Source organism: Pseudomonas mucidolens (genome assembly GCF_900106045.1).
In the GTDB taxonomy this organism is placed as follows: domain Bacteria; phylum Pseudomonadota; class Gammaproteobacteria; order Pseudomonadales; family Pseudomonadaceae; genus Aquipseudomonas; species Aquipseudomonas mucidolens.
This window is the reverse complement of the sequence record NZ_LT629802.1, coordinates 1,639,113-1,664,287: the sequence shown is the minus strand read 5'-3', so window position 1 is coordinate 1,664,287 and position 25,175 is coordinate 1,639,113. Positions and strand designations below refer to the sequence as shown.

The following is a 25,175-nucleotide window of genomic DNA, read 5'->3' as shown; positions in this document are numbered from 1 at the left end:
CAGGTCTTTCAGCTCAATGACTGCTGAAGTTACAGCGGACGACCAATGCCGTTGCAGACGTCGGACTTGCCGATGCTCAGGCCGTTGGTCGCAGTGAGGAAGGTGTCACGAATAGCGGTTTTCCAGTTGGCTGGCAGCGGCACGAAACGGTTGTTGCGAATCGCATTGTCGTTGTTGGTCAACGCGCTCGAACCGTAGTGACGAGTGAAGAACGTACGCACTTGCGAGGTCTGGCCTGCATCGGCGTAGCACTGGCTGAAGATCAGGTTGGTAAAGCCCAGGATCGGATAACCGGTGGTTGGGTAAGGCACCACGCTTGGATCGGCAGGGTTGGCGGTAGCCGCGAATACCGGAACCCAGGCGTTCTGGTTGGCACGGTTGGCAACGACTGGCGGAGTGACGGCGCCGATCGCGGTGGATACGTTGGCCGGAGCAGGCGAAACGCCAGCGACCCGGGCCACTTTGGTGGCGTCATCCAGACCTTCCAGCGTGGTCGCCGCGTAGTCCGGGCTCATGTAGGTGATACGACCTTGGGCGGCGTTGAGCGTAGTCATCACACCTTCACTGGTATCCAGCGCGCCTTGTTGCAGCGGGTTGATTGCGCCAGCCGGCAAACCACCGGAGAAGCTGGTGTCGAAAGCCTGGGTCACGGCAAAGGTACCGCCTTCCTGGGCCACGCTGCACTTGGCGTTCAGGAAGCGCGTGAACAACTCGGTGGTGCCGCTGTTGCCTTTGCGATAAACCACGGTGATGGTACCGGTACGACCGGAGTTGGTGATCTGGTTCCAGTTGGTCAAGCGACCCGAGAACACGCCGCACAGTTGGTCAACCGTGAGGTTGACTGCATTGGAGCCGGTCTTGTTGAACGGAATGGCAACCGAAGTGGCCACCGAAGGAACCTGGATCAACTTGCCCCAAGCGGCGTTATGGGCGCTGGCGTAGTTGCTCAGCTCGACGGCGGAGAGCTTCGAATCGCTACCGGCCCAATGTACATTCTTGTTGGTGACGCCGGCCACGAACTTGGTGTAGTCGTTGTTCAGGAAGGCCGCTTTACCGTTGCCGCTGCCGACACCGATGTAGGGCGCAAAACCGGCAGTCAACACACCGGCAGTCTGATACAGCGGCTGTGGCAGGGTCGCACCGCCGCCGTTGACATCAGCGAATGCAGCCTGGGCCGAGCAGAGGGTCGCGAGGGTCATGGATACCGCGAGAACGTTGCGCTTAAACATGAAGAAGCTCCTTTCGTCGTGTTCATACGTTGAGGTAGATGGCTCTTGCATGACGCTATGGCGCTCGGTTCCCACGCCTTGAACCAGAGGGTTTGCGAGATGAGGCCATGACGAAGAAGTTCGCAGTTCCCGATGACAGATATAGGAAAAAACCTCGGGAGAAAGCGCTTGATTTTTAAAAAGATTCTCGGGTGTTTTGGCAATGATTCGGGTATTTTTCGGCCCAGGTGACAGCCAGGTTTCAGGTCGGATCCGCATCACCCGCCTGCAGGTGATACAGGCCGTGTGGTGGCGTCAGGTAAATGACAGAACAAGGAACCCGAGGTCAGGTATCAGGACGCTCGGGAGCTAAGTGACCAGTTGGTTGATTTCGATAATCGGCAACAGTATCGCCATCACAATCACCAGCACCACGGCACCCATCACCACGATCATCAGCGGTTCGAGCAAGGCGGTCATGCCCATGGCGCGGCGCTCGATATCTCGCGACAGGGTTTGCGCGGCGCGCTCAAGCATCGGTGGCAAGGAGCCGGTTTTTTCGCCGCTGGCGATCAGGTGGATCAGTACCGGCGGGAAGACTTTCTCCACCGCCAGCGCCGGTGCCAGGTTGACCCCTTCGCGGACTTTGGCGGTGGCATCGCTGACACTCTGGCTCAGGCGGTCGTTGGACAGGGTCTGACGCGCCGCTTCCAGGGCGCGCAGCAGCGGCACGCCGGCCCCTCCGAGGATGGCCAGGGTCGAGGCGAAACGTGCGGTGTTGAGCCCCAATACAAAACGCCCGATCAACGGCAGGCGCAGCACCCGGGCATGCCAGCTCAAGCGCGCCTCGGGGTTGCGCAAGTACAGGCGCCAACCCCAGAAGCCCCCCAGTAACGCGGCAAAGCACAACCCGCCCCAGGCACGAATGAAATCGCTGGCATTGAGCATCGCCAGGGTCAGTCCCGGCAGATCCTGGCGCGCCTGGGAAAAGGCGCTGACCACCTGTGGTACGACGTAGCTCAACAGAAAAATCACAATGCCGATCGACACCAGCCCCACCACCCCCGGATAGATAAACGCGGTCAGGATCTTGCCTCGCAGGTTATTGCGCTCTTCGATGTAGTCCGCCAGGCGCTCCATGACCTGGGCCAGGTCGCCGGACTCCTCCCCCGCCGCGATCAGCGCCCGGTAGATCGACGGAAAGTCTCGCGGCCGAGCCGCCAGCGCATCGGCCAGGCGCATGCCACCGCGCACATCGGCGCGCACGCCGCTCAAGGTCTGGGCAATGTGTTTTTTTTCGGCTTGTTCGACGGTGGCACTCAAGGCCGCCTCCAACGGCAGGCTGGCACCCAGCAGGCTCGCCAACTGCCGCGTGGCCCAGGCCAGGTCGTTGTCCGACAGCTTGGCACTGAACAGACTGCCGCCGGCCACCGCGTTCGGGTTGCCTTCGACTTGCACCAGCAACGCCGTCAGGCCACGACTGCGCAAACTGGCAAAAGCCGCGCTCTGGCTATCCGCCTCCAGGTGCCCGGATTCCAGCTTGCCGCTGGCATTGGCGGCTTCATAGCGATAGCGATTCATCAGGCGTCCCGTGTTACGCGCAGGATTTCTTCCGGTGAGGTGGCGCCGCTGCGGACCCAGCGCTCACCATCCTCACGCAGGCTGAACATCCCGGCGTGGCGGGCAGCGACGCGCAGGTCTTGCTCGCCGGCACCCTGGTGAATCAACCCTCGCAGATTATCGTCGATGCAGAACAGCTCATGAATGCCGGTACGCCCGCTGTAACCGACCTGATTGCACTGCTTGCACCCCACCGGCCGCCACGTACCGGGAGCGGCCGGGTCTTGCTGCTTGCAGTGCGGGCACAGGCGCCGCACCAGACGCTGGGCCAATACACCGAGCAAGGACGAGGCCAGCAGGAACGGTTCGACACCCATGTCGATCAGGCGATTGACCGCCGACACTGCGTCGTTGGTGTGCAACGTGGCAAGCACCAGGTGCCCGGTGAGCGAGGCCTGCACGGCGATTTGTGCGGTTTCGAGATCACGGATTTCGCCGATCATGATGATGTCCGGATCCTGGCGCAGGATGGCCCGCAGAGCCAGGGCGAAGGTCATGTCGATCTTGGCATTCACCTGGATCTGGCTGATGCCCGGCAGGTCGTACTCCACCGGGTCCTCCACGGTGAGGATATTGCTGGTACTCGCATCCAATCGCGCCAGGGCCGCGTAGAGGCTGGTGGTCTTGCCGCTGCCGGTGGGCCCGGTGACCAGGACGATACCGTGGGGCTGGCGGATCAGGCTGTCGAGACGCGCCAGCAGTTGCGGGTCCATGCCCAGGGTTTCCAGTTGCAGGCGTCCGGCCTGCTTGTCGAGCAGACGCATCACCACCCGTTCGCCGTGGCCGGTGGGCACCGTGGAGACGCGAATATCAATCGGCCGGCCGGCGACTCGCAGAGCGATACGGCCGTCCTGAGGCAGGCGCTTTTCGGCGATGTCGAGCTGGGCCATGATTTTGATCCGCGACACCAGCGCGCCATGCAAGGCTTTGCGCGGCGACACCACATCGCGCAGCGTGCCATCGACCCGATAGCGCACCACGGAATGCGTTTCAAAGGGTTCGATATGGATATCGCTGGCTTCGTCGCGCGCGGCCTGGGTAAGCAAGGCGTTGATCATACGGATCACCGGGGCGCCGTCCTGGGTGTCGAGCAGGTCGGTGATTTCGGGGATGTCTTGCATCAGACGGTCGAGGTCGACTTCGTTTTCCGCGGCGCCGACGACGGCGGCGGCGCTGCCGGTGTCGGCGTAGGCACCGGCCAGGAGGCCGTCGAGTTCGTCGTCGCGCACCTGTTCGATGCGCGCTTCACCAAATTGGCGAACAACTTCGCTGATGGACCAACCGGGAGTGGAGGGACAGATGGTCAGGGTACGGCCTTCCTGGCCGGGGTGCAGGAGGATGCGCTGGGATTTGGCCCAGGCGTAGGGGAGCAGGCTCATGGGCGAGGGCCTATTTGTTGAACGGGGCGCTTGAGTTCAACCTCAAAAGCGAGGCGGCCTGACAGTCGATCTATTTTTCGCGATCGCATTCCCCCTCCTGTAGGAGCGAGCTTGCTCGCGAAGATCGTTAACGATGACGCGAAAAATCTGGCACTCCGAGGCGTTCTCAAGTTTTTCGCGAGCCAGCTCGCGCCTACAGAAGACGGCTGTGCCCCACAGCAACGGCTATGTTCATCGCCGCAACTCACTGCGCCCCACTCCCCTGCACCGGCACCGCCCGAATCACCGCCCTCGGCATCTGGCCCGTCCCGGGAATCGCCTTTTCCACCGAAGGCAGCTGCGGCGCCTGCACATCCGGCATCGCCCAGCTGCGCTCCGGTTGCAGTCCACCCTGGGCGCGGCGCATAAAGTCATAGCGATTAAGCGTAATACTGCGCCCTGCCTCACTGTCGCGGATGATGTAAGGCCGCAGAAACACCATCAGGTTAGTCTTGCTCACACTGCGCGCCTCATTCCTGAACAACGCCCCCAACCCCGGAATATCCGACAACCACGGCACCGCGTCATTGCTCTGGGTGTAACCGTCCTGCAACAGCCCGCCCAGCACCATGATCTGCCCATCATCCAGCAGGATGCTGGTATCAATTGCCCGCTTGTTGGTCACCGTTCCCGCATCTCCCGAAGCCCGCGCATCGACGCTGCTGACCTCCTGGTAAATATCCAGCTTCACTGTGCCGCCCTCGGAAATCTGCGGGCGCACGTTGAGCTTGAGCCCGACTTCTTCACGCTGCACCGTCTGGAATGGATTGTTGCTGGTGCCCCCGCCGCCTGTCACATAGCTGCCGGTGACGAAGGGAATGGTCTGCCCGACAAAAATGCTTGCGGCTTCGTTGTCCAGGGTCAGCAGGTTCGGCGTGGACAAGACGTTGGTCCCGCCTTTGCTCTTCAACGCCCGCGCCAGCACCTTGAGGTCCAGCACCTTGCCGATGCCCGGAATGTCTACCGTGCCATCCACCAGGCCGATATTCAGGCCTTTGGGCAGCACATCGATACTGGTCTTGCTGGCAGGCGCGGCATTCAGGCCGCTACCACCAAGGTTGACGCCGCCAAAACCACCCTTGCCACCCAGATTACCCGCCTGCCACTGCACACCGAACTCACTGGCATCGTCCTCCGCCACTTCGACGATCAGGCTTTCAATCACCACCTGGGCCCGACGCTGGTCAAGCATGTCGATGACTTCCCGCAGGTTGCGATACAGCGGTTCCGGCGCGGAAATCAGCAAGGTGTTGGTGGTGGCGTCCGCCTGGATGGTCACACCACCGGCGCTGAAGGCCGTATCCTGGTCGTTGCTCGCATTGCTCGCACCACTGTTGCTGTCCTGGCCATATCCTGCGGGCTGTACGCCGTTACCGGTGGGCGTGCCACTGCTGTTTTGGGAGGCGCCTTGCGCGCCGGCGCCAGGCGCGCCCATGGTGCTCAATTTGGAGCGCGCATTGTCACTGACACCGCTCTCGCTTTCGCCCGTGAGCAACCCCCGCAACGACTGGGCCAGCTTGCCGGCCTGGGCGTTGCGCAAGTACACCACATGCATGTTGCTAGGGTTGCTCTGGGCGTTGTCGAGCTTGTGGATCAGGTTACGCGCCAGCTCCGTGCGCTCGGGGCTGCCGGCGCGGATGATGATCGAGTTGGAGCGCGGATCGCCGAGCACATTGATCTTCTGGGTCTGATCGCCGCCTTGGGTTTCCAACAGCTCGGCAACCAACGCCGCGATGTCCACCGCAATGCCGTTTTGCACCGGCACCACATCGGTGTCGATGGCGCTGGGGGTGTCGATGCCATCGATGATCTGCGCTACCCGCTCAAGGTTTTCCGCATAGTCGGTGATAACGATGCTGTTGTTGCCGGGGTAGGCATTGATCGGGTTGTTGGGTGAAACAATCGGACGCAGCACCGGGATCAGGTTCACCGCATTTTCGTATTGCAGGCGGAAGGTGCGGGTCTGCATGCCATTGCCGCTGGGGTTGGCCGCGTTGTAGATCGGCCCACCGAGCAATTTGGCATCCGCCTCCGGCACCACCTGTGCGACGCCACCGACATCCACCACGCTGAAGCCCTGCATGCGTAGCGCCGCCAGCAACATGTCATAGGCTTGATGCGCCGGGACCTGGCCTTCACTGACCAAGGTCAAGTTGCCTTTTACCCTGGGGTCCACCAGAAACTGTTGACCGGTAGCACGCGACAAGGCACGCACCACTGCCTGGATATCGGCCTCGACGAAATTCAGTTGCACCGGCTGATCACCTAACAGGTTGGGCGCTTTGGCAGGCGTTCCGGCGTGGCCGCGCGCCTTGCTGGTCACCGGGTGCTGCACCCGAGACCGTTGGACGACCTCACGCTGCCGGTCCAGCAGCGCATCGCCACTGCGACGTGTATCCGCCAAAGGCTGGCCGAGCTCACTGTCCACCAGCAACTGCGTCGGTGACTGAGTGTTGCTGCAGGCACTGAGTGCCAGCCACAGCAAGGGTGCAACTAAACGAAACGGCGCGGAGGGCGCGAATGACCACTTCATGAAGCTTCCTTAGCGCCAGGCGCCTGATCCATGCGAACGGTCCCGGACAAGCTGCCAGCCGGGTTTTCAACGACATCGCCGGCACGTTGCAACCGCGCCTCGGACACCTCCAGGGAAAATGCACGCGGGTTGACCAGCAACCAGCTCACCACGGCATCTGCCGGGGCCGCCTCAAAGGTCAGGCGCCAACTGCCGGATTCCACCCTGTGTAACTGATAGCGGCCTTGCAGGCCGCCATTGTCGAGCGCCTGACGCAACGCCGTCTCAAGGCGTTGCCCGGTGCGCACGCCCGTGCCCGGGCTGACGTCCTGCAACAGCACCTGCAACGTCTCGGCCTGGGTGCGCAGCTTCGGTGTTTCAGCCTCCCAGTAGTCGATTTTGTTCAAGGCCGGCTCGATCAACAGCAGCCATGCGAGCAGACCCGCCAGTACCGCGCCGCCCCCGCCCAGCAGGCGTCTTTCACGCCCCGCCAAACCCGTCCAGAACGCCCGAGACTGGTCCCGCAACCGCTGATACGTGGCCAGGGCGCGCTTACTCATCGTCGGCCGTCGTATTCGAGGTGCTGTCGGCCGGCTCGGTGAGCGGCTCGAGGGTCCAGCTCTGTGCATCATGACGCGCCGTGAAACCGGCTTGGGCGAGCGCGGTTTGCCACTCGCCTTCGACCGCCGGGCTGCGACTGTCTGCCAGCAGATTCAGCTGCAGACGGCCTTGTTCGAAACTCAAGGTTTCAACGCTGCCGACCATGAACGGCATGTTGCTGCCCGCCAGTTGCAACAGGTTGCTGAAACGCTGGCCGCCATCGGCGGTGGCGCTTTGGCGAGCGGCCAATTGTTGACGAGCCTGCTGCAGCGGGTTAAGGATCACCGGCAATTCGGGAAATGCCTGTTTGACCTGAGCCACCATCCGCGCCTTGAGCTGCTGGCCTTCGTTGACCTGACGCGCGGCGTACAGGTTCAGGCCCAGGGCCCAGACCGCCACGGCCACTGCCGATAGTCCCAGCGCGCGGCCCCAACCGGCGCTGCCGGCGCCCGTGCGCTTGAGCCGAGCGTGCAAGCCCCAGTTCGGCACGGGTCCCTGCCAATGTTGAGGGGCGCCCACTTCGACCGGCAGCAGATCAGTGCCGGCGCTCAGCAACGCTTGCAACGCTTGCTCGCCCAAAGGATGCAACGCCGCCTGCTGCAGGCTTTGGCGGATCAACAAATGCCCTTCGACACAGGCTGCCGTCAACCGCCCCGCAGGCGGTACGGGCAAAGCATAGGGCGCCGGATACAGACCGCGCAGATTGATATGCGCCTGGGCCAAGACCCGTTGCAAATGTTCCAGGCGGATTTTAGCCAGCCAGCCTACTTGGACCTGGCCGTCGCTTTCACGGGGACCGTGGGCGACTTGCATCTGCTCCAGCGGGCCAAGGATCAACGCCTGGGCCGCACAGGCCACGGCGGCTGCGACCTTGGCCGGGGACAGTTGCGGCAATTGCAGGCTGGCAAGCAGGCTGTCCCGAGGGTGCAGGAAGCATTCTGCCGTCAACGTTTTATGGGTCTGGCCCAACGCTACGAGACTGGCCTGGCCTTCACGACTGACCTGGCCGGCGCGGTCCAGCCAGGCAAATTGCACCAGGCTATCGACGCTCAGTTGTTCCAAGGGTGGCAAGGCAATCCGCAGGCGTGTCATGCGCCCACCCGCCACCAGATAATCCGCGGTTGCCGGTCTTCGGGGCGATGCAACAGCGCGTCGCCTCTGACTCGACGTTGCTCGTGGCGAGCCTGGCCCTGCCAGCGAAACCACTCACTGGTGATCCCGACTTGCACCGTGTCCACCGATATCCGTGGCATGCGCAGGCGGTTGACAAAATCCCCGCGATTGATGAACCAGCGACCGCTGTTACGTTCGTTCACCAGGGCCTGGGCCTGGGACAGGCTGAGCCCCGGCACCACCGCGCTGAGCACTTCGGCACTGGCGGTATTGCCGTTGACCCAGGTATTGCCGGGCAGCACGCTGACATACTGCGCCAAACGCCTCAAGGCGTCCGGTTCCAGGCCTTTGATGGCGGCCAGATCATCGACGCTGCGCAACATCGGATACGTGGCCGGGCGTATCTCGGCAGCCGCCTCAGGCGAGGTGACACGCGTGCTGCTGACATCGATGTCTGGCGAGGCATCAAGCGCTGGCCCTGTGCGCTGGTCATAGGAGGCGATCACGCGCTGGCTGATGCGACGACTGACATTGGCATCGATGCCGATCAACTGGCACAGGCGCTGGAAGCTCTGTAGCTGCGTAGCGTCCGGCAGCTGTTGATTCATCAGATTGCGCAGATTGAACTTACCCTGCTCGTCGGCCAGTTGCCCTTCGACAGCGCCGTGAAAAGGTCGTGCCCAAGGCTGGTCGAGCCGGGTCAGCACATCCTTCTGTCGCGCCTCCCACAACAGTTGACGACTGGCCTCCAGTCCGCCCTGCAACAACCAACTGCCCTGGATGCGCAGTTGCTCGGCCTCCAGGGTGCGGGTGAAGACGGTTTGCCGGGTAAGCATCGCGCCGGCTATCACCGCCACCACGGCGGCAATCAGCAAGGCGCTGATAATCGCCATGCCGCGCTGCTTCGCCGTCATCGGCGAATGCCTGTTCATGCCGCGCCTTACAACTGCCAAGAGCCGATATCGGCGTTGACGCCGTCGCCATCCGGTTCGCCATCGGCGCCCAGGGAGAACACATCGACCTCGCCGTTGGCGCCGGGATGGAGGTAGTGATAAGGACGGCCCCATGGGTCGTTGGGCAGGCGTTCGAGGTAGGCGCGCCAGTTACTGTTTTTCGCGTCGGCCGGGCGCTCTGCCAATACCTTCAACCCTTGGGTCATGTTCGGATAGCTGCCGTGATCCAGACGGTAGAGCTTAAGCGCCTGCATCAATCCACCGATGTCTTGGCGGGCGGCGGTAGCCCGCGCCTGATCCGGCCGGTCGAGAACCTTGGGCACGACCATCGCGGCGAGGATCCCGAGAATCACCACCACCACCATGATCTCGATCAAGGTGAAGCCATGCTGGCCGGCAGGGCCACGCGACGGGGACTTGCGGTGCGCGATATCCATCTCGACATTCCTTGGCTTGAGTGCTTTTCGTCGCGCAGTGTTGCAAGACTACATGTCAGGCGTATTGAAAAACCTCGGGAGCTTTGGTCGCCAATCGGTCAAGTCCGCAGGTTAGTCTGCGGGCCTGTTTTCGGCTATCGAGGACGCCATGCGCGGCCGTCGCAAGAGCGAAGGTTTTACCCTGATCGAAGTGTTGGTGGCCCTGGCGATTATCGCGGTGGCCATGGCCGCAGCGGTGCGTGTGGCTGGGTTGATGACCCAGAGCAACGGCCTGTTGCGAGACAAGTCGATGGCGTTGCTGGCGGCGCAGAGTCGCCTGGCGGAACTGCGTCTGGACGGACGCTTGAGACCGGGACGCAGAACCTTCGAGTGCGATCAGGGCCGGCTGAAACTGCGCTGTGAGCAAGTGATTGACGCAACGGCGGACGGGCGCTTGTTCAAGGTCAACGTACGGGTCCTGGACGCCGCCCGTGAGGCGCCGCCCTTGGCGCGGCTGGAGACATTAGTCGCGCGTCCGCCATCGCCAGACAAACAGGCTACGGTCGAGTGAGCATGGGCAAGACCGGTGCGTCGGGCAACTTGTCCAGGTGCACCCGTTCCTGTTCGCCCCCGCGCTCGATCACCACCGCGTCGCCCTCGATAGCCGCCAGGCGTACGCCGGGGCTGAGGCGCTCACCGGCGAAAAAACTGCGCGGCGGGCCGTCGTTGAGGCTGAGAATCGCCACCGCCCCCCGGGCACCGGCCAACACCCCGGAAACCCTGACTTGCACGGCTGCCGGCGCATCGGAAAACCACTGCAGGGCCGGGTTCTCACTGCGCGCAGCCAGCGCCTGGGGCGCCACCGGCGGGGTATGGGATTCAGCGGACGTCAGCAACAACGGCGTCCAGACGACAACGCCGGCCAACGCCGCCAACAGCGCCAGGGCCTGGATGCCGTGGGCGGGAGATAAGCGATCAGTGAATGCCATGGGCGGGACCTCCTGTTTGTCCGTCCCGACAGCCTACAGGGCAATTCTCACGGTTTTATTTCACCCGCTCACCCTTTTGGAGCGAGCATGACCCATCGACCACAGCAAGGCTTTACCTTGATCGAGCTGATGGTGGTGCTGCTGATCATCGGTATCGCCAGCGCAGCCATCAGTCTCAGCATCAAGCCCGACCCGCTGCATCTTTTGCGCAAGGACGCCGACCGCTTGGGCCAACTGCTGCAAATAGCCCAGGCCGAGGCCCGCGTCGACGGCCGTGCGATCACCTGGCGCGCCGATGCCAAGGGTTATCGCTTCAGCCGCAATAGCGAGGTCGGTGCGGGCGTGGATGACTTCAACGGCGACCCGCAACTGCACCCGCGTGCCTGGGAAAACACGCCGATGCAAGTGAGTATCGAGCCCAGGCAAACCCTGCGACTGAATGCCGAATGGATCAACCCGCCGCTGCGCGTCGTCCTCTCGGACGGCCAGTACCGCCTCAGCGTGCAACGTGATGCAGCCGGTGTGCTGCGGGTAGTGAGTCGACCATGAACAACTCACAGCAAGGCTTTACCCTGATCGAGGTGATGGTGGCAATCATGCTGATGGCAATCGTTAGCCTGATTGCCTGGCGCGGCCTGGACAGCGTCACGCGTGCCGACGCCCATTTGCAGGCCAGCACCGAACAGACCGAAACGCTGCTGCGCGCGCTCAACCAGTTGCAACTCGACGTCAATCTGCGGGCGGGGGTTGAACTGGCGCCACCGCCCAGTGAGGATCAACCGCCTCCACCCGACGCGCTGGCGTCCGTCACCGTGCGCAGCTCCGACAGCAAGGGCTTTGGTCTGGAGCTGATCCGCAGCGCGCCGATCTCCGGCGATGGCCTGCAACGGGTGCGCTGGTGGCTCAAGGGCAACACCCTATACCGCGCCGCTGCGCCAGCGCGGGAGCGCTATCCGCTGCCGGCGCCCAACAACGGGGTCGCAGTGCTTACCCACGTCAGTGATCTGCAGGTCCGCGTTTGGAACAAAGACAAAGGCTGGCGGCAGTTGAGCGGCAATCGCCAGGAGAACCCATCAGGGATGGAGATCACCCTGGTGCGCCAGACGCCCCAGGGCGTGGAACATTATCGGCAGGTGCTGGGGCCGCTGGACTGAGGTCAAGCCTGAGGCCAGCGAAGCTGCGTATCTTTGAGGCTCAACGCGACTAGCTGAGCAACACCACCCCACCCGGCAGCTCGGTGCATTTGGCGCCATAGGCGTCACGGATCAACAACGCCACGCCCGCCAATTGCTGCAAACTGAACCGCGCCTGCACCCGCCGCTTGCCCAGTTCACGGTTAAGCAATACCAACATCCCCGGCCGATAGCGGTTGATTTCATCGATCACCGTCTCGAGGGGCGCGTTATTGAACACCAGCACCTGATCACGCCAGGCAATGACCGATCGGGTGTCGACCGCCACCGGCGTTCCCAGCCCCGCGGCGTCATAGGTCAGTTGGCGACCACTGTCCAGGCGCACGCTCCGCCCACCAACCTCGACCGCTAGCCATCCTTCAATGCATGTCACACACACACTGTGATCGGTATTGCGCACATTGAAACGCGCCTGGGTCGCGCTTAACCAGCCAGCGCCCGCCTGAACCGTGAGGGGTTGAGCGGTGTGGGCCAGCACTTCGACCTCGCCTTCGAGCAATTCGATTCCCTGCTCGCTCCGGCTGATCCGGGTCTGGGTATTGAGTTCCAGGCGGATACCGTCCCGCAGCTCGACCCGACGCTGTTCTCCGACGTCAGTGTGGTAGTCGGCGCCTAGCCCGGCAACGCCCCCCGGCAGCGAGAACTGCACGACGAACAAGGCCGCCGAGGCTGCAATCGCCCCGCCCAGCAAGGCGCGTCGGCCAAAATGCCGTGGTGCGCGCATTTGCTCGGACGCCGGTGCCAACTGGTGCCACAGTGCCTTGGCCTGTTCGAACGCCCGGGCATGTTCCGGGCTCTGCGCACACCAATCGCGCAAGGCTTTGGCATCGGCCACTGTGGCTTGGCCGGAGGTCAGCAGCACCAGCCAGTCGCGCGCCTCGCAGCGCAATTGGCTGTCGGGCGTGTCCGGGGCGGTGGGGAAACTAAAAATGTTCAAGCGCACGGGTACTCACGGATTATCAGGGACTCATCACTAAGACGGTTTTCCGGCCCCGGGACCGAACCGCTGAATAACTTTTCTTTCCAGACGCAAAGCACAGAACCCCAAGGCCGCCTTGATTTCCTTCTCGACCATACGCGTGGAAATGCCGAACCGCTGGCTGATTTCCAGATGTGGCGCCTCTTCCAGGCGTGCCGCGATGAGGATCTTGCGCCGGCGCGCCGGCAGTTCGTAAAGCGCTTTAAGCAAGGATTGGATTTCTTTCTGTCCGCCGACCACCCGCGACGGATCCTGGGCTTCGTCACTGGTTTGCAGCAGCTCTTCGATTTCGCTGCCGGTCAACAATCGGGCATCGGCCTGGCGCCGGTCGGCAGCGATGTTCAAGGCTATGCGATACAGGTAGGCATTGGGTTGTTGCAGGTTCGGCGGGATGTCCATGCGGTCGACCCGCAGATAGGTTTCGTGCAACACGTCGTTGGCCAGGTCCTCGGAGCCCAGACGCTTGCGCAGACGCACCTTGAAGTCCTCGTAGGAAGCCAGGAACAAGCTGACCATCGGACTGTACCCGCTGTTTTTCATGCCCTGGAAGCTCCTTTCCGCGCTGTACATTCCATGGTTTTTCCTGTGGTCTCGCGGATTAAAAGCAAGGTGAACGGCGAACGCAGCGAACTGGGTGCCGGACGCCCCACCCGGGTAGCGCCCAGCCTGCGTATCAGCGCCTCATCGCGCCGTCCGTCGCCGGTGGAGCTGACCAGGCGGCTGTATTCGATCACTCCGTCGCGGTTGATCCAGACCTGCACCAGCGCGCGAAAACTGCCGGGGCGGGTCAGCGGCGAACCACACAAACTTGATTCAATGGCTTGCTGCAAGACCATCGCGTAGCTGCGATTGATACGCGCCGCGCCACGGGCTGTCAGCCCGCGGTTCTCAACCGGTCGGCTGACCTCAGGCACCTGCAAGGTGAATGCATCGCTGCGAGCATAACGCGCCATCAGGCCACTCCCTGTGAGTAACAGGCTCAAGGCCTGTTGGGCGCTGTAGCGCCCGTGTACCCCGAGCGAACGTCGGTCCCGGGTCAACTCCCGGTCAACCAATACCGCCATGCCGGTTGCACGACTGAAAGCTTCCAGTGCCGGCGCGAGATTCTGCGCGGGTAAATCCAGTCTGAGGATCGGCCGCTCCTCGGCTTGCGCCGCGGAGGCTGCCCACGACAGGTCCGACACCATCCAGGCCAGCAGCAAGCCGAGGCAGCAGCGCGTGCGCCTCCAGGCCCACTCTTCGACCCCTGCTTTGCTTTGCCGCACGGCTGACGTGTCCTGCGAAAACCGTCATCCTGAGGCCAGTTTATGAAGCTGATGTTACGGTGATGGCAAAAAAAACATCACGCTTTCGCCACTTCCGCTGGGCTAGACTTGAAGCTCATATCGGCCCTCTCTTCGGGCCCGCCAGGAGGCCTGATGAAACGCTTTGCGGTTTTTTTAATATGTTTGGGCTTGCCGCTGGTGGTGCACGCCGAGGAGGCGCCTGCCGGCTGTGTCGAAGCCAATGTCGGTGGCTACAAGGCGCCGGACTATGCCTGTCTGAGCCAGCAAATGGGCAATAACCCGCAGGGGGCAAAGGCCACGCAGAAAAACCGTGAAGCGCAGAAGATCGAGGTGCACAAGCGAGCGCCACACCAGATCGGGCTGTCGACCCCGGCTGCGACCAGCGTGCGGATGGGCAATACGTTCGGGAGTTCAGTCAAGCCGCAACGGCCATGACGTAGGGCAATAAACCGCAACCAATAGGAATATGCCGGGACTTTTGCCAGAATGCACAACTTGGAAACATTCGCATTCGCAGGAAGTCCCCATGCACGCCCTCCACTCCTCCGCCGCTCCACGACGCATTCTGGCTGTCGAGGATGATCCAGTGCTCGCCGCTCATTTGCACAACCACCTCGGCCAGCGGGGTTTCGAGGTCACCTTGCGCCAGCATGCTGGCGAAATCGCCGACCTGGTGCGCTGCAACACCTTTGACCTGATTCTCATGGACATCATGCTGCCCGGCGGCAGCGGCCTGGAAGTGCTCGCACAACTGCGTCGCCATCAACGCGTGCCCGTGATTCTCATGTCGGCGCTGGGTGCCGAGCAGGATCGCATCACCGGCTTCAGCCAGGGCGCCGATGATTACCTGCCCAAGCCGTTCAGCATGCTTGAAATGGATGTGCGCATCGATGCCATCCTGCGTCGCGTGGCCTACGAACATGCAACGCCAGACACCGCCAGCCATGCGGATCCACAACTGGCATTTGACCAGCAACGGGCCGATGTCAGCCTGGAGGGCGAATGGGCCGACCTGACCACCACCGAATATCGGATATTGGAAACCCTGGTCGCGCATGTCGACGAAGTGTTGAGCAAGGCCTTCCTTTATCAGCAAGTCATGCACCGTGCCTATGCACGGCATGATCGCAGCCTGGACATGCATGTCAGCCGTATTCGGCGCAAGTTGCACGCCATCGGCTACACCGCCGGGCGTGTGGAGACGGTCAGGAGTACCGGCTACATGTTGACGCGGCTGGCGCCATGAAGCTGCCCAATCGGCACTCGTTACTGTGGAAACTGACGGGCGTACTGGCGGTGTTTTGCCTGCTGGTGGTCAGTTTGCAAGTGGACCTGAGCCAGCGTCTTTATCACGCCACGGCGCACTTGCCGGCGCCGTCCCGGCAAATCCTGCTGGATTACGCGCAACAGGCTGAAGCGGCCTGGCGTGAACACGGCGCCGCGGGCGTCGATGAGTTCCTGCGGGTCTTGCGCGAACGCGAGCAGGTCTGGGCCGTGGTGGTCAACGAACGGCACGCATCAGTGTCCTCCGTGCCATTGAATGACGCCGAACGGCTCAAGCTGGATTTCGTGCGCGAGATCACTGGATGGCTGGGACGACCCGGTAGCCGGCCCACTCTGTATGTGCCGTTCAGCGACGACACATCGCGCCTGGTGATGGAACTGCCGATGCACCTCGACCCCCGCCGGCACCTGGGGCTGTGGAACCTTTTGCTGCAGCAGGTATTGCTAGCGCTCCTGGCCCTGTTATTTGGCACGCTGCTGTACCGGGTGTTGATCTCGCCGCTGGTGATCCTGCGGCGCCAGGCCAACGCCTTGAGCGCGGGCGACCTGGCCTCGCGAGTGGGCCCCGGCGTGACCCGGCGCGGTGACGAACTGGGTGAGTTGGGCCGGGCCTTCGACCATATGGCCGAACGCCTGGAAAGCACCGTGGCGCTGCAACGCCGTTTGCTGCGCGACTTGTCCCATGAACTGCGCACACCCTTGAGCCGGCTGCGGGTAGCCGGCGAACGCGAGCCTGACGCGGTGGCCTTGCGCCAACGCCTGGAGCGCGAAGTGCAAGGCATGGAACGGCTGATCGGCAGCACCCTGGAACTGGTGTGGCTGGACACCGAACGCCCGACGCTGCCGGTTGAAGCGGTGGAAATGGAATCCCTGTGGGACCTGTTGCGTGAAGACGCATGCTTTGAAAGCGGCTGGTCACCCGAGCGCCTGCCCTGCCAATTGCCGGTCAACTGCCGTGTGCTCGGCAACCTCAATGGCCTGGCCCAGGCCCTGGAAAATATCCTGCGCAATGCGATCCGGCACTCACCGGAAGACGGTGTGGTGTGCTTGTCCGGCTCCCGCGACGGCGAATACTGGCACCTGCGCATTGAAGACCAGGGGCCAGGGATCGCAGCCGAGCAACTGGAACAGATCTTCCTGCCGTTCACCCGGCTCAACATCGCACGACCTGGCGGAGACGGTTACGGCCTCGGCCTGTCAATCGCGCGCAGCATCGTGCACTTGCAAGGTGGCCAAGTGTGGGCAGAAAACGCCCACCCTGGCCTGCGCCTGAATCTGCGGCTCAAGGTGTTTGCGGGGTAGACATTGACGCTTACAGGCGCTGCACGATCATGCAATACCCGCCGCCAGATTGCGCTTAACGTCAGGCTTGGACCTATGAACCTGTGAGTACCTGCAATGCCTGAAGAAACGATTTCCTCGCGCTACACCGCTATCAACTTCGTACAGAAGTACGCGCTGTTCAGCGAACAGTGGACACCCAAAGTCATCGCTCAGATGAACGACTACCAATTCAAGGTGGTAAAGATCGAGGGCGACTTTATCTGGCACAGCCACGCCGATACCGATGAAACGTTTATCGTCCTGGGCGGCACGCTGCGCATTGATTTTCGTGACGGTGCCGTGACGCTTAACGAAGGCGAGATGTTCGTGGTGCCCAAAGGGGTGGAGCACAAGCCCTACGCCGAAACACCCGTCAGGTTGTTGCTGGTGGAGCCTTGCGGCGTGCTGAACACCGGCGATCAAGGCGGAGAACGGACCATGCGCAACGATGTGTGGATCTAGATCACCACATTGCGCACAAAGCGTACGGCCACGTCGCCCTCGTTGCGATAGACGTGGGGCAGGTGGCTGGCGAACATGAAGAACTCGCCGCTACCGACAAGCGTTTCGGCCTCCCCCACCACCAGCGTCAAGCAGCCTTCGAAGACAAACAACTGCACGCTCCAACTTTCCGGGTCGGGGTCCGGGCAATAGCGGTCGCCGGGCTCCAAGCGCCACTCCCACAACTCGACTTCGCGTCGGGCGGTGGCCTTGGCCAGCAAGACGGCCTTGCTCCCCGCAATCTCGCCCGCCCACGCCAACTCGTTGATGCGACTATGGTCGAGGATGTCCGGGGCCTGGATCAAGTCACTGAAAGCCACGTCCAGGGCTTCGGCCACACGATCAAGGGTCGACAGGCTGACATTCTTTTCGCCCGCCTCGATCGCCACCAACATCCGCCGACTGACGCCAGACGTTTCAGACAGGGCGGTCTGGCTCAACCCGGCGGCGTGGCGCAAGCGGCGAACGTTTTGACTGACATGCTGCAGGACGGAAGCCCGGTGCGGATTTTCTTTGTGCACTATATTGCTCACTCGGTGGGTTTGCGCAGTATACTGCCCAGCTGCGGCGCATTGTGCGTTCCGCGCCTTCCCCGTGCAAGACCAGAGCCGCCATGACAACCTCCAACACCTCGTTTTTCTCACGCTTCAGTAAAGCCGAATGCGTGCTGGTGCTGATCACCATGATATGGGGCGGCACCTTTATTCTGGTGCAACACGCCATGACTGTCAGCGGACCGATGTTTTTTGTCGGTCTGCGTTTTGCAGCGGCGGCGTTGGTGGTGGGCCTGCTTTCCCTACGCACGTTGCGCAACCTGACCCTGCTCGAGCTGAAGGCCGGCTGCTTTATCGGCACGGCGATCATGTTTGGCTATGGTTTGCAAACGATTGGCCTGCAGACAATTCTCAGCAGCCAGTCGGCATTTATTACCGCGCTCTACGTGCCTTTCGTACCGCTGTTGCAGTGGGTGGTGCTGGGGCGGCGTCCGGGCTTGATGCCGAGCATCGGCATCATGCTGGCGTTCGCCGGCCTCATGTTGTTGACCGGACCCGCCGGGGCAGCGCTGAATTTCAGCCCTGGCGAAATCGCCACATTGATCGGCGCGATTGCGATTGCCGCCGAGATAATTCTGATCAGCGCGTACGCCGGACACGTAGATATCCGCCGTGTGACTTTGGTGCAACTGAGCACGGCGTCACTGTTGTCGTTCCTGATGGTGGTGCCCATGGGCGAGGCGCTGCCGGGGTTTTCCTGGTTGCTGCTGTTCACCGCCGTGGGGCTCGGGATGAGCAGTGCGGTGATTCAATTGGCGATGAACTGGGCTCAGAAAAGCGTCTCCCCTACCCGCGCGACCCTGATCTATGCCGGTGAGCCGGTGTGGGCCGGGGTCATCGGGCGTATTGCCGGCGAGCGATTTCCACCCTTTGCCATGCTCGGAGCGGCGCTGATTGTGCTGGCGGTGATTGTCAGTGAGATCAAGACTCGTGGGCAGAAAGCCGTCTCGCTGGAAAATAAATTGGAACAAGAGCGTCAGGGCTGACGCCTAATTCCTCGTGCAGGTGCAAGGGGAACACCTCGTTTCTACAGTCTCATATGCGAATCTTCGACTTACTTTGTAGGATCCTGCCACAGGTTGCCGTTTGGTAATCATCAATCCGGCACGTATGATGCATCCCAAATCACCGCAGATTAGAAGCCTATGTCTCTGATAGTTCTACTGCTTCTGCCTTTTATCGGCAGCTGTCTGGCGGCCTTGCTGCCGCACAACGCACGTAACACCGAGTCTTTGCTGGCCGGTCTCGTGGCCTTGGCCGGAACAGTGCAAGTCGCCCTGCTCTACCCGCAGATCGCCCACGGTGGTGTGATTCGCGAGGAGTTCTTTTGGTTACCCAGCCTGGGCTTGAACCTCGTGCTGCGCATGGATGGCTTTGCCTGGCTGTTCTCGATGCTGGTGTTGGGCATTGGCAGCCTGGTATCGCTGTATGCCCGCTATTACATGTCGCCGGACGACCCGGTGCCGCGTTTTTTCGCGTTTTTCCTGGCGTTCATGGGGGCCATGCTGGGCCTGGTGATTTCCGGCAACGTGATCCAGATCGTGTTTTTCTGGGAACTGACCAGCCTGTTCTCGTTCCTGTTGATCGGCTATTGGCACCACCGTTCCGATGCGCGCCGTGGCGCGTATATGGCGTTGATGGTGACCGGTGCGGGCGGCCTGTGCCTGCTCGCGGGGGTGATGCTGCTCGGCCATGTCGTCGGCAGTTACGATCTGGATCTGGTGCTGGCCGCCGGTGACCAGATCCGTGCCCACGCCCTGTACCCCGTCCTGCTGACATTGATTCTGATCGGCGCCTTGAGTAAAAGCGCCCAATTCCCCTTCCACTTCTGGCTCCCCCACGCCATGGCCGCGCCAACGCCGGTCTCGGCGTACTTGCACTCGGCAACGATGGTGAAGGCCGGCGTGTTCTTGCTGGCCCGCCTGTGGCCCTCATTGTCGGGCAGTGAAGAATGGTTTTGGATTGTCGGCGGCGCCGGCGCCCTGACCCTGTTGCTCGGCGCGTATTGCGCAATGTTCCAGAACGATCTCAAGGGCCTGCTGGCCTACTCCACCATCAGCCACCTCGGCCTGATTACTCTGCTATTGGGGCTCAACAGCCCGCTGGCCGCGGTCGCGGCGGTGTTTCATATTCTCAACCATGCCACCTTCAAAGCCTCGCTGTTCATGGCCGCGGGCATCATCGATCACGAAAGCGGCACGCGGGATATCCGCAAGCTCAGTGGCCTGGTGCGGTTGATTCCGTTTACCGCGACCCTCGCCATGGTAGCCAGCGCCTCCATGGCCGGAGTGCCGTTGCTCAATGGCTTCCTGTCCAAGGAAATGTTTTTCGCTGAAACGGTGTTTATCTCCTCGACCCAGTGGGTGGAATTCGCCTTGCCGGTGGTCGCGACAATCGCGGGTACTTTCAGCGTGGCCTACGCCCTGCGTTTCACCGTGGACGTGTTCTTCGGCCCGGCCGCCAACGACCTGCCGCATACCCCGCACGAACCACCACGCTGGATGCGCGCGCCGGTGGAACTGCTGGTGTTCACCTGCCTGCTGGTGGGGATTTTCCCGGCCCAGGTGGTGGGTTCGATTCTCGCCGCTGCCGCGCTGCCCGTCGTCGGCGGCGTGCTGCCCGAGTACAGCCTGGCGATCTGGCACGGCTGGAACGCCCCCATGATCATGAGCATGGTGGCCATGTCCGGCGGCGTGGTGCTTTACCTGCTGCTGCGCAAGCAACTCAAGCGCGGGCGTTTCAAATACCCGCCGATCATCAGCTACTTCAATGGCAAGCGCATGTTCGAGCGTTGCCTTGTGGTAATGATGCGCGGTGCGCGCAGGATCGAAAAACGCGTCAGCACCAAGCGCTTGCAGGCTCAGTTGTTCCTGCTGGTGCTGGTCGCCGTGGTCGCCGGGATGATCCCGATGCTGAACGGTGGTCTGACCTGGGGCGAACGGCCGAAAATTCCCGGTTCTATCGTATTTGTCACCTTGTGGCTGCTGGCAATTGCCTGCGCCCTGGGCGCCGCCTGGCAAGCCAAGTATCACCGTCTGGCGGCCCTGACCATGGTCAGTGTCTGCGGCCTGATGACCTGTGTGACCTTTGTCTGGTTCTCCGCGCCGGACCTGGCGCTGACGCAACTGGCGGTCGAGGTGGTGACCACGGTGCTGATCCTGCTGGGCCTGCGCTGGCTGCCCCGGCGGATCGAAGAGGTGGCGCCCTTGCCCAACTCCTTGCGCAAGGCACGCATCCGCCGCGTGCGCGACTTTCTGCTGTCCGCTACCGTCGGCGGCGGCATGGCACTGTTGTCTTACGCGATGCTGACGCGCCAGACGCCTAATGACATATCCTCGTTCTACCTCAGCCGCGCCTTGCCTGAAGGCGGTGGCAGCAATGTGGTGAATGTGATGCTGGTGGACTTCCGTGGCTTTGACACCTTGGGCGAAATCACCGTGCTGGGCGCCGTGGCATTGACCGTCTACGCGTTGCTGCGCCGTTTCCGCCCACCGAAGGAGAGTATGCAACTGCCCACGCAGCAGCGGCTGTTGGCACCGGACGTGGCGACCGACCTGGTCAACCCGCGTCATGCCAGCGACACCGCCCTGGGCTTCATGATGGTGCCGGCGGTGCTCGTGCGCCTGTTGCTGCCGATTGCCCTGGTGGTCTCGTTCTACCTGTTCATGCGCGGCCACAATCAGCCGGGCGGTGGTTTTGTTGCCGGTCTGGTGATGTCGGTGGCGTTTATCCTGCAATACATGGTCGCCGGCACCCAATGGGTCGAAGCCCAGATGAGTCTGCGACCGATACGCTGGATGGGTTTCGGCCTGCTGGCGGCGACGTTGACCGGATTGGGCGCCTTGTTCTTCGGCTATCCCTTCCTCACCACACACACCCTGCATCTCTCCGTGCCGGTGTTGGGCGACCTGCATATCGCCAGCGCCTTGCTCTTCGATGTCGGCGTGTACGCCATGGTGGTCGGCTCGACCCTGCTGATACTCACCGCACTGGGTCACCAATCGGTACGTGCCCATAAACCCGGCAGCCAGACGAAAGTCGTTGCCACGCCAGAAGGAGCTGCCTGATGGAAGAAGTCATCGCAATCGCCATCGGGGTCCTGGCGGCCTCCGGGGTGTGGCTGGTACTGCGGCCACGGACCTTCCAGGTGGTAATGGGCCTGTGCCTGCTGTCCTATGGCGTCAATCTGTTCATCTTCAGCATGGGCAGTCTGTTTATCGGCAAGGAGCCGATCATCAAGGATGGCGTGCCACAGGACTTGCTCCACTACACCGATCCCCTGCCCCAGGCGCTGGTGCTGACGGCCATTGTGATCAGCTTCGCCATGACCGCACTGTTCCTGGTGGTGTTGCTGGCGTCCCGGGGCCTGACCGGCACTGACCATGTGGACGGCCGGGAGCCCAAGGAATGAGCTGGATGAATCAACTGATCATCGCGCCGATCCTGCTGCCGTTGCTGACAGCCGCGCTGATGCTGATGCTCAGCGAAAAACATCGTCCGCTCAAAGCCCGGATCAACCTGATCTCAAGCATCATCGGCCTGGGTATCGCGGTGCTGATGCTGTACTGGACACAACAAGGTGGCCCCGGCTCCATCGGCGTCTATCTGCCAGGCAACTGGCAGGTGCCATTCGGTATCGTACTGGTGGTGGATCAACTGTCGGCACTGATGCTGGTGCTGACGGGGATCATCGGAGTCAGCGCGCTGCTGTTTGCCATGGCTCGCTGGGATCGAGCGGGCAGCAGCTTCCATGCGCTGTTCCAGATCCAGTTGATGGGGCTCTATGGCGCATTTCTCACCGCTGACCTGTTCAACCTGTTCGTGTTCTTCGAGGTGCTGCTGGCGGCGTCCTACGGCCTGATGCTGCATGGCTCCGGGCGAGCGCGGGTGTCCTCGGGGCTGCATTACATTTCCATCAACCTGCTGGCCTCTTCCTTGTTCCTGATTGGCGCGGCGCTGATCTATGGCGTTACCGGCACGCTGAATTTCGCTGACCTGGCGCTGAAAATCCCGCTGGTGCCGCAAGCCGATCGCGGCCTGTTGCACGCGGGCGCGGCGATTCTCGCCACGGCATTCCTGGCCAAGGCTGGGATGTGGCCACTGAACTTCTGGTTGGCGCCGGCCTATTCCTCGGCCAGCGCGCCCGTGGCGGCGATGTTCGCCATCATGACCAAGGTCGGCGTATACACCGTGCTGCGTTTATCGACCTTGCTGTTCTCTGGCCAGGCGGGCGCCTCGGCATACTTCGGGGGGGACTGGCTGATCTACGGCGGCATGGCGACCATCATCTGCGCAGCCCTGGCGATGCTCGCTGCCCAACGCCTGGAGCGCATGGCCAGCCTGAGCATCCTGGTGTCGGCCGGCATCCTGCTGGCCGCCGTGGGGTTTGCCCAGCCAAGCCTGATCGCCGGGGCGCTGTTTTATCTGGTCAGTTCCACCCTGGCGTTGAGCGCTCTGTTTCTGCTGGCCGAATTGATCGAACGCTCACGCTCGGCCAACGAACAGCCGCTGGATGAGGAGATCGAAGCGTTGGCCAAGACTGTGGAGTCGTTGCATCCACCCAAGGGCACCAACCTGGACGATGAACAAAAAGCCGTGGTCGGTCAGGTGATTCCCTGGACCGTGGCATTTCTGGGCCTGAGCTTCATTGCTTGCGCGCTGCTGATTATCGGCATGCCGCCGCTATCCGGGTTTATCGGCAAACTCGGCCTGCTCAGCGCCCTGCTCAATCCGATGGGGTTGGGCAATTCCGTCGATGCGCCAATCCGCCCCGCCGCCTGGGGGCTGGTAGCGCTGTTGATTCTCTCCGGACTGGCCTCGTTGATCGCGTTTGCGCGGCTCGGCATCCAGCGTTTCTGGACCCCGGAGGAGCGTCCCTCGCCGCTGCTACGACGCTTCGAGTGCGTGCCGATCTTTATCTTGCTCGGACTGGCCGTCGGCCTGACCTTCAAGGCCGAGATGCTGATGCAGTTCACCCAGGACACCGCCACCAGTCTCGATAACCCCAAGCACTACGTGATGGCCGTCATGGCCACCCGACCGGTGCCAAGCCCTGAAGCCAAGGCCACCGCGCTGGAGGTGCAACCATGAAGCGCTTGTTCCCGGCCCCGTGGCTGTCATTGGCCTTGACGGGACTGTGGTTGCTCTTGAACCTGTCCCTCAGCCCCGGAAACCTGCTACTCGGCGTGATCCTGGGGTTTGTTGCGCCGCTGATGATGGCGCCGCTGCGGCCGTTGCCGATCCGTATCCGCCGTCCCGGGGTGATCATCCGCCTGTTTTTACTGGTAGGCCGCGACGTGATCGTGTCCAACCTGCACGTCGCCTGGGGTGTACTGATCTGCGGTTCGCGCCCACCGCGCGGCAGATTCATCAAGATCCCCCTGGATCTGCGGGACGCCAACGGCCTGGCGGCGCTCTCGACGATCACCACGGTGGTCCCCGGCACCATCTGGTCGGAATTGGCGCTGGACCGCAGCATCCTGTTGTTGCACGTATTTGACCTGGATGACGAAGTGCAGTTTATCGAACACTTCAAGCGTACCTACGAACGGCCCTTGATGGAGATATTCGAATGAGTGCCCTGCTCTCCAACGCGATCCTGACCAGCCTGTTTGCGTTTTCCCTGGCGATGGTCCTGACCCTGGTGCGCCTGTTCAAAGGCCCATCGGCCCAGGACCGGGTACTGGCGCTGGACTATCTGTATATCCTGGCGATGCTGATGATGCTGGTGCTGGGTATTCGCTACGCCAGTGACACCTACTTTGAAGCGGCGCTGCTGATCGCGCTGTTCGGTTTTGTCGGCTCGTTCGCCCTGGCGAAATTCCTGCTGCGTGGGGAGGTGATCGAATGATCAATGTCAGCGACCTGCCGCTGTGGGTGGAGATCCTGGTGGCAATCCTGCTGGTACTCAGCAGTCTGTTCGCGCTGATTGGCGCGATAGGCTTGTTGCGGCTGAAGGACTTTTTCCTGCGCATGCATCCACCCGCACTGGCATCGACCCTGGGGGCGTGGTGTGTGGCGCTGGCGTCGATGATCTACTTCTCGGCACTCAAGTCCGGGCCGGTACTGCATGGCTGGCTGATCCCGATCCTGCTGTCGATCACCGTCCCGGTGACTACGCTGTTGCTGGCGCGCACGGCATTATTTCGCAAGCGCATGGCGGGGGATGACGTGCCGGCGGAGGTCAGCAGCCGCAGGACCGAAGGCGAAGGTTGAGGTCTGTGCTT

The 25,175-nt window shown here is 62.2% G+C and carries 27 protein-coding genes; 14 read left to right on the top strand and 13 right to left on the bottom strand.

What is annotated here, in order from left to right; genetic code table 11:
* Nucleotides 1–29 precede the first annotated feature (29 nt).
* From BLU75_RS08045 to gspG, 8 genes are all read right to left on the bottom strand, one after another.
* Entirely contained in the window at nucleotides 30–1,229 is a 1,200-nt protein-coding gene (locus BLU75_RS08045; RefSeq protein ID WP_084377940.1) for a substrate-binding domain-containing protein, read from the bottom strand.
* Nucleotides 1,230–1,577: 348 nt separating this feature from the next.
* Complete coding sequence (gene gspF / locus BLU75_RS08040; protein WP_090221408.1) at nucleotides 1,578–2,789, bottom strand: type II secretion system inner membrane protein GspF; 1,212 nt, start codon at nucleotides 2,787–2,789, stop codon at nucleotides 1,578–1,580.
* The gene (gene gspE, locus BLU75_RS08035; protein ID WP_084377941.1) at nucleotides 2,789–4,207 is read right to left on the bottom strand and encodes a type II secretion system ATPase GspE; all 1,419 of its coding nucleotides are present in this window, start codon (nucleotides 4,205–4,207) and stop codon (nucleotides 2,789–2,791) included. Before gspE ends, gspF begins: the two co-directional genes overlap by 1 nt.
* Nucleotides 4,208–4,451: 244 nt before the next feature.
* Complete coding sequence (gene gspD, locus BLU75_RS08030) at nucleotides 4,452–6,779, bottom strand: type II secretion system secretin GspD (protein ID WP_084377942.1); 2,328 nt, start codon at nucleotides 6,777–6,779, stop codon at nucleotides 4,452–4,454.
* A complete protein-coding gene (gene gspM, locus BLU75_RS08025) occupies nucleotides 6,776–7,318 on the bottom strand; it encodes a type II secretion system protein GspM (protein ID WP_084377943.1) in 543 nt (180 codons plus the stop codon). Before gspM ends, gspD begins: the two co-directional genes overlap by 4 nt.
* On the bottom strand, nucleotides 7,311–8,450 hold the full coding sequence (gene gspL, locus BLU75_RS08020) for a type II secretion system protein GspL (protein WP_084377944.1): 1,140 nt from the start codon (nucleotides 8,448–8,450) through the stop codon (nucleotides 7,311–7,313). Before gspL ends, gspM begins: the two co-directional genes overlap by 8 nt.
* Nucleotides 8,447–9,403, bottom strand: coding sequence for a type II secretion system minor pseudopilin GspK (gene gspK / locus BLU75_RS08015; protein ID WP_157720756.1), 957 nt, complete (start codon nucleotides 9,401–9,403; stop codon nucleotides 8,447–8,449). Before gspK ends, gspL begins: the two co-directional genes overlap by 4 nt.
* A gap of 8 nt (nucleotides 9,404–9,411) precedes the next feature.
* Entirely contained in the window at nucleotides 9,412–9,861 is a 450-nt protein-coding gene (gene gspG, locus BLU75_RS08010; RefSeq protein WP_084377945.1) for a type II secretion system major pseudopilin GspG, read from the bottom strand.
* 148 nt (nucleotides 9,862–10,009) lie between these two features.
* Between gspG and gspI the strand changes: the two genes are divergently transcribed.
* Entirely contained in the window at nucleotides 10,010–10,411 is a 402-nt protein-coding gene (gene gspI, locus BLU75_RS08005; protein ID WP_084377946.1) for a type II secretion system minor pseudopilin GspI, read from the top strand.
* Here the strand turns inward: gspI and BLU75_RS08000 are convergent.
* A complete protein-coding gene (locus tag BLU75_RS08000; RefSeq protein WP_084377947.1) occupies nucleotides 10,398–10,829 on the bottom strand; it encodes a type II secretion system protein N in 432 nt (143 codons plus the stop codon). The two genes, gspI and BLU75_RS08000, sit on opposite strands and share 14 nt — an antisense overlap.
* A gap of 87 nt (nucleotides 10,830–10,916) precedes the next feature.
* Between BLU75_RS08000 and gspH the strand changes: the two genes are divergently transcribed.
* Nucleotides 10,917–11,378 carry a type II secretion system minor pseudopilin GspH gene (gspH, locus tag BLU75_RS07995; RefSeq protein ID WP_084377948.1) on the top strand — a complete coding sequence of 154 codons (462 nt, stop codon included), beginning with the start codon at nucleotides 10,917–10,919 and terminating at the stop codon, nucleotides 11,376–11,378.
* Complete coding sequence (locus BLU75_RS07990; RefSeq protein ID WP_084377949.1) at nucleotides 11,375–11,983, top strand: type II secretion system protein GspJ; 609 nt, start codon at nucleotides 11,375–11,377, stop codon at nucleotides 11,981–11,983. Before gspH ends, BLU75_RS07990 begins: the two co-directional genes overlap by 4 nt.
* Nucleotides 11,984–12,032: 49 nt before the next feature.
* On the opposite strand, the gene BLU75_RS07985 is transcribed toward BLU75_RS07990, so the two are convergent.
* Genes BLU75_RS07985 through BLU75_RS07975 form a run of 3 tightly spaced genes read right to left on the bottom strand, consistent with a single transcriptional unit; the run spans nucleotide 12,033 to nucleotide 14,188 of the window.
* Nucleotides 12,033–12,959, bottom strand: coding sequence for a FecR family protein (locus BLU75_RS07985; RefSeq protein ID WP_084378067.1), 927 nt, complete (start codon nucleotides 12,957–12,959; stop codon nucleotides 12,033–12,035).
* A 36-nt stretch (nucleotides 12,960–12,995) separates the two neighbouring features.
* Nucleotides 12,996–13,541 carry an RNA polymerase sigma factor gene (locus tag BLU75_RS07980; protein WP_084377950.1) on the bottom strand — a complete coding sequence of 182 codons (546 nt, stop codon included), beginning with the start codon at nucleotides 13,539–13,541 and terminating at the stop codon, nucleotides 12,996–12,998.
* Complete coding sequence (locus BLU75_RS07975) at nucleotides 13,538–14,188, bottom strand: secretin and TonB N-terminal domain-containing protein (protein ID WP_084378068.1); 651 nt, start codon at nucleotides 14,186–14,188, stop codon at nucleotides 13,538–13,540. The genes BLU75_RS07980 and BLU75_RS07975 overlap by 4 nt, the downstream gene beginning before the upstream one ends.
* Nucleotides 14,189–14,419: 231 nt before the next feature.
* On the opposite strand from BLU75_RS07975, the gene BLU75_RS07970 reads away from it, so the two are divergent.
* The 4 genes from BLU75_RS07970 (at nucleotide 14,420) to BLU75_RS07955 (ending at nucleotide 17,356) form a co-directional block, all read left to right on the top strand.
* Nucleotides 14,420–14,722, top strand: a complete 303-nt coding sequence (locus BLU75_RS07970) for a hypothetical protein (protein ID WP_084377951.1) — start codon at nucleotides 14,420–14,422, stop codon at nucleotides 14,720–14,722.
* Nucleotides 14,723–14,813: 91 nt separating this feature from the next.
* Entirely contained in the window at nucleotides 14,814–15,533 is a 720-nt protein-coding gene (locus BLU75_RS07965) for a response regulator transcription factor (protein WP_084377952.1), read from the top strand.
* Entirely contained in the window at nucleotides 15,530–16,873 is a 1,344-nt protein-coding gene (locus tag BLU75_RS07960; RefSeq protein WP_084377953.1) for a HAMP domain-containing sensor histidine kinase, read from the top strand. The genes BLU75_RS07965 and BLU75_RS07960 overlap by 4 nt, the downstream gene beginning before the upstream one ends.
* 96 nt (nucleotides 16,874–16,969) lie before the next feature.
* The gene (locus tag BLU75_RS07955; protein WP_084377954.1) at nucleotides 16,970–17,356 is read left to right on the top strand and encodes a cupin domain-containing protein; all 387 of its coding nucleotides are present in this window, start codon (nucleotides 16,970–16,972) and stop codon (nucleotides 17,354–17,356) included.
* On the opposite strand, the gene BLU75_RS07950 is transcribed toward BLU75_RS07955, so the two are convergent.
* On the bottom strand, nucleotides 17,353–17,916 hold the full coding sequence (locus tag BLU75_RS07950; RefSeq protein ID WP_084377955.1) for a helix-turn-helix domain-containing protein: 564 nt from the start codon (nucleotides 17,914–17,916) through the stop codon (nucleotides 17,353–17,355). The genes BLU75_RS07955 and BLU75_RS07950 overlap by 4 nt on opposite strands.
* 92 nt (nucleotides 17,917–18,008) lie before the next feature.
* Between BLU75_RS07950 and BLU75_RS07945 the strand changes: the two genes are divergently transcribed.
* The 7 genes from BLU75_RS07945 to BLU75_RS07915 all read left to right on the top strand — a co-directional run bounded on the left by BLU75_RS07945 (nucleotide 18,009) and on the right by BLU75_RS07915 (nucleotide 25,164).
* Nucleotides 18,009–18,935 (top strand): DMT family transporter, encoded by a 927-nt coding sequence (locus BLU75_RS07945; RefSeq protein WP_084377956.1) that lies wholly within the window; start codon nucleotides 18,009–18,011, stop codon nucleotides 18,933–18,935.
* Between the two features lie 159 nt (nucleotides 18,936–19,094).
* The gene (locus BLU75_RS07940; RefSeq protein ID WP_084377957.1) at nucleotides 19,095–22,016 is read left to right on the top strand and encodes a monovalent cation/H+ antiporter subunit A; all 2,922 of its coding nucleotides are present in this window, start codon (nucleotides 19,095–19,097) and stop codon (nucleotides 22,014–22,016) included.
* Nucleotides 22,016–22,360 carry a Na+/H+ antiporter subunit C gene (locus BLU75_RS07935; RefSeq protein WP_003202835.1) on the top strand — a complete coding sequence of 115 codons (345 nt, stop codon included), beginning with the start codon at nucleotides 22,016–22,018 and terminating at the stop codon, nucleotides 22,358–22,360. Before BLU75_RS07940 ends, BLU75_RS07935 begins: the two co-directional genes overlap by 1 nt.
* The gene (locus tag BLU75_RS07930) at nucleotides 22,357–24,039 is read left to right on the top strand and encodes a monovalent cation/H+ antiporter subunit D (RefSeq protein WP_084377958.1); all 1,683 of its coding nucleotides are present in this window, start codon (nucleotides 22,357–22,359) and stop codon (nucleotides 24,037–24,039) included. The genes BLU75_RS07935 and BLU75_RS07930 overlap by 4 nt, the downstream gene beginning before the upstream one ends.
* Nucleotides 24,036–24,524 carry a Na+/H+ antiporter subunit E gene (locus BLU75_RS07925; RefSeq protein WP_084377959.1) on the top strand — a complete coding sequence of 163 codons (489 nt, stop codon included), beginning with the start codon at nucleotides 24,036–24,038 and terminating at the stop codon, nucleotides 24,522–24,524. The genes BLU75_RS07930 and BLU75_RS07925 overlap by 4 nt, the downstream gene beginning before the upstream one ends.
* Nucleotides 24,521–24,799, top strand: coding sequence for a K+/H+ antiporter subunit F (locus BLU75_RS07920; protein WP_084377960.1), 279 nt, complete (start codon nucleotides 24,521–24,523; stop codon nucleotides 24,797–24,799). Before BLU75_RS07925 ends, BLU75_RS07920 begins: the two co-directional genes overlap by 4 nt.
* Nucleotides 24,796–25,164: a Na+/H+ antiporter subunit G gene (locus BLU75_RS07915; protein ID WP_084377961.1), complete on the top strand. Its 369-nt coding sequence runs from the start codon at nucleotides 24,796–24,798 to the stop codon at nucleotides 25,162–25,164. The genes BLU75_RS07920 and BLU75_RS07915 overlap by 4 nt, the downstream gene beginning before the upstream one ends.
* The last annotated feature ends 11 nt before the right edge of the window (nucleotides 25,165–25,175 follow it).

Bases quoted from the DNA above. Each gene is read 5' to 3' on its own strand.
- BLU75_RS08045 (WP_084377940.1), bottom strand. From the start codon at position 1,229: ATGTTTAAGCGCAACGTTCTCGCGGTATCCATGACCCTCGCGACCCTC.
- gspF (WP_090221408.1), bottom strand. From the start codon at position 2,789: ATGAATCGCTATCGCTATGAAGCCGCCAATGCCAGCGGCAAGCTGGAA.
- gspE (WP_084377941.1), bottom strand. From the start codon at position 4,207: ATGAGCCTGCTCCCCTACGCCTGGGCCAAATCCCAGCGCATCCTCCTG.
- gspD (WP_084377942.1), bottom strand. From the start codon at position 6,779: ATGAAGTGGTCATTCGCGCCCTCCGCGCCGTTTCGTTTAGTTGCACCC.
- gspM (WP_084377943.1), bottom strand. From the start codon at position 7,318: ATGAGTAAGCGCGCCCTGGCCACGTATCAGCGGTTGCGGGACCAGTCT.
- gspL (WP_084377944.1), bottom strand. From the start codon at position 8,450: ATGACACGCCTGCGGATTGCCTTGCCACCCTTGGAACAACTGAGCGTC.
- gspK (WP_157720756.1), bottom strand. From the start codon at position 9,403: ATGAACAGGCATTCGCCGATGACGGCGAAGCAGCGCGGCATGGCGATT.
- gspG (WP_084377945.1), bottom strand. From the start codon at position 9,861: ATGGATATCGCGCACCGCAAGTCCCCGTCGCGTGGCCCTGCCGGCCAG.
- gspI (WP_084377946.1), top strand. From the start codon at position 10,010: ATGCGCGGCCGTCGCAAGAGCGAAGGTTTTACCCTGATCGAAGTGTTG.
- BLU75_RS08000 (WP_084377947.1), bottom strand. From the start codon at position 10,829: ATGGCATTCACTGATCGCTTATCTCCCGCCCACGGCATCCAGGCCCTG.
- gspH (WP_084377948.1), top strand. From the start codon at position 10,917: ATGACCCATCGACCACAGCAAGGCTTTACCTTGATCGAGCTGATGGTG.
- BLU75_RS07990 (WP_084377949.1), top strand. From the start codon at position 11,375: ATGAACAACTCACAGCAAGGCTTTACCCTGATCGAGGTGATGGTGGCA.
- BLU75_RS07980 (WP_084377950.1), bottom strand. From the start codon at position 13,541: ATGAAAAACAGCGGGTACAGTCCGATGGTCAGCTTGTTCCTGGCTTCC.
- BLU75_RS07975 (WP_084378068.1), bottom strand. From the start codon at position 14,188: ATGGTGTCGGACCTGTCGTGGGCAGCCTCCGCGGCGCAAGCCGAGGAG.
- BLU75_RS07970 (WP_084377951.1), top strand. From the start codon at position 14,420: ATGAAACGCTTTGCGGTTTTTTTAATATGTTTGGGCTTGCCGCTGGTG.
- BLU75_RS07965 (WP_084377952.1), top strand. From the start codon at position 14,814: ATGCACGCCCTCCACTCCTCCGCCGCTCCACGACGCATTCTGGCTGTC.
- BLU75_RS07960 (WP_084377953.1), top strand. From the start codon at position 15,530: ATGAAGCTGCCCAATCGGCACTCGTTACTGTGGAAACTGACGGGCGTA.
- BLU75_RS07955 (WP_084377954.1), top strand. From the start codon at position 16,970: ATGCCTGAAGAAACGATTTCCTCGCGCTACACCGCTATCAACTTCGTA.
- BLU75_RS07945 (WP_084377956.1), top strand. From the start codon at position 18,009: ATGACAACCTCCAACACCTCGTTTTTCTCACGCTTCAGTAAAGCCGAA.
- BLU75_RS07940 (WP_084377957.1), top strand. From the start codon at position 19,095: ATGTCTCTGATAGTTCTACTGCTTCTGCCTTTTATCGGCAGCTGTCTG.
- BLU75_RS07935 (WP_003202835.1), top strand. From the start codon at position 22,016: ATGGAAGAAGTCATCGCAATCGCCATCGGGGTCCTGGCGGCCTCCGGG.
- BLU75_RS07930 (WP_084377958.1), top strand. From the start codon at position 22,357: ATGAGCTGGATGAATCAACTGATCATCGCGCCGATCCTGCTGCCGTTG.
- BLU75_RS07925 (WP_084377959.1), top strand. From the start codon at position 24,036: ATGAAGCGCTTGTTCCCGGCCCCGTGGCTGTCATTGGCCTTGACGGGA.
- BLU75_RS07920 (WP_084377960.1), top strand. From the start codon at position 24,521: ATGAGTGCCCTGCTCTCCAACGCGATCCTGACCAGCCTGTTTGCGTTT.
- BLU75_RS07915 (WP_084377961.1), top strand. From the start codon at position 24,796: ATGATCAATGTCAGCGACCTGCCGCTGTGGGTGGAGATCCTGGTGGCA.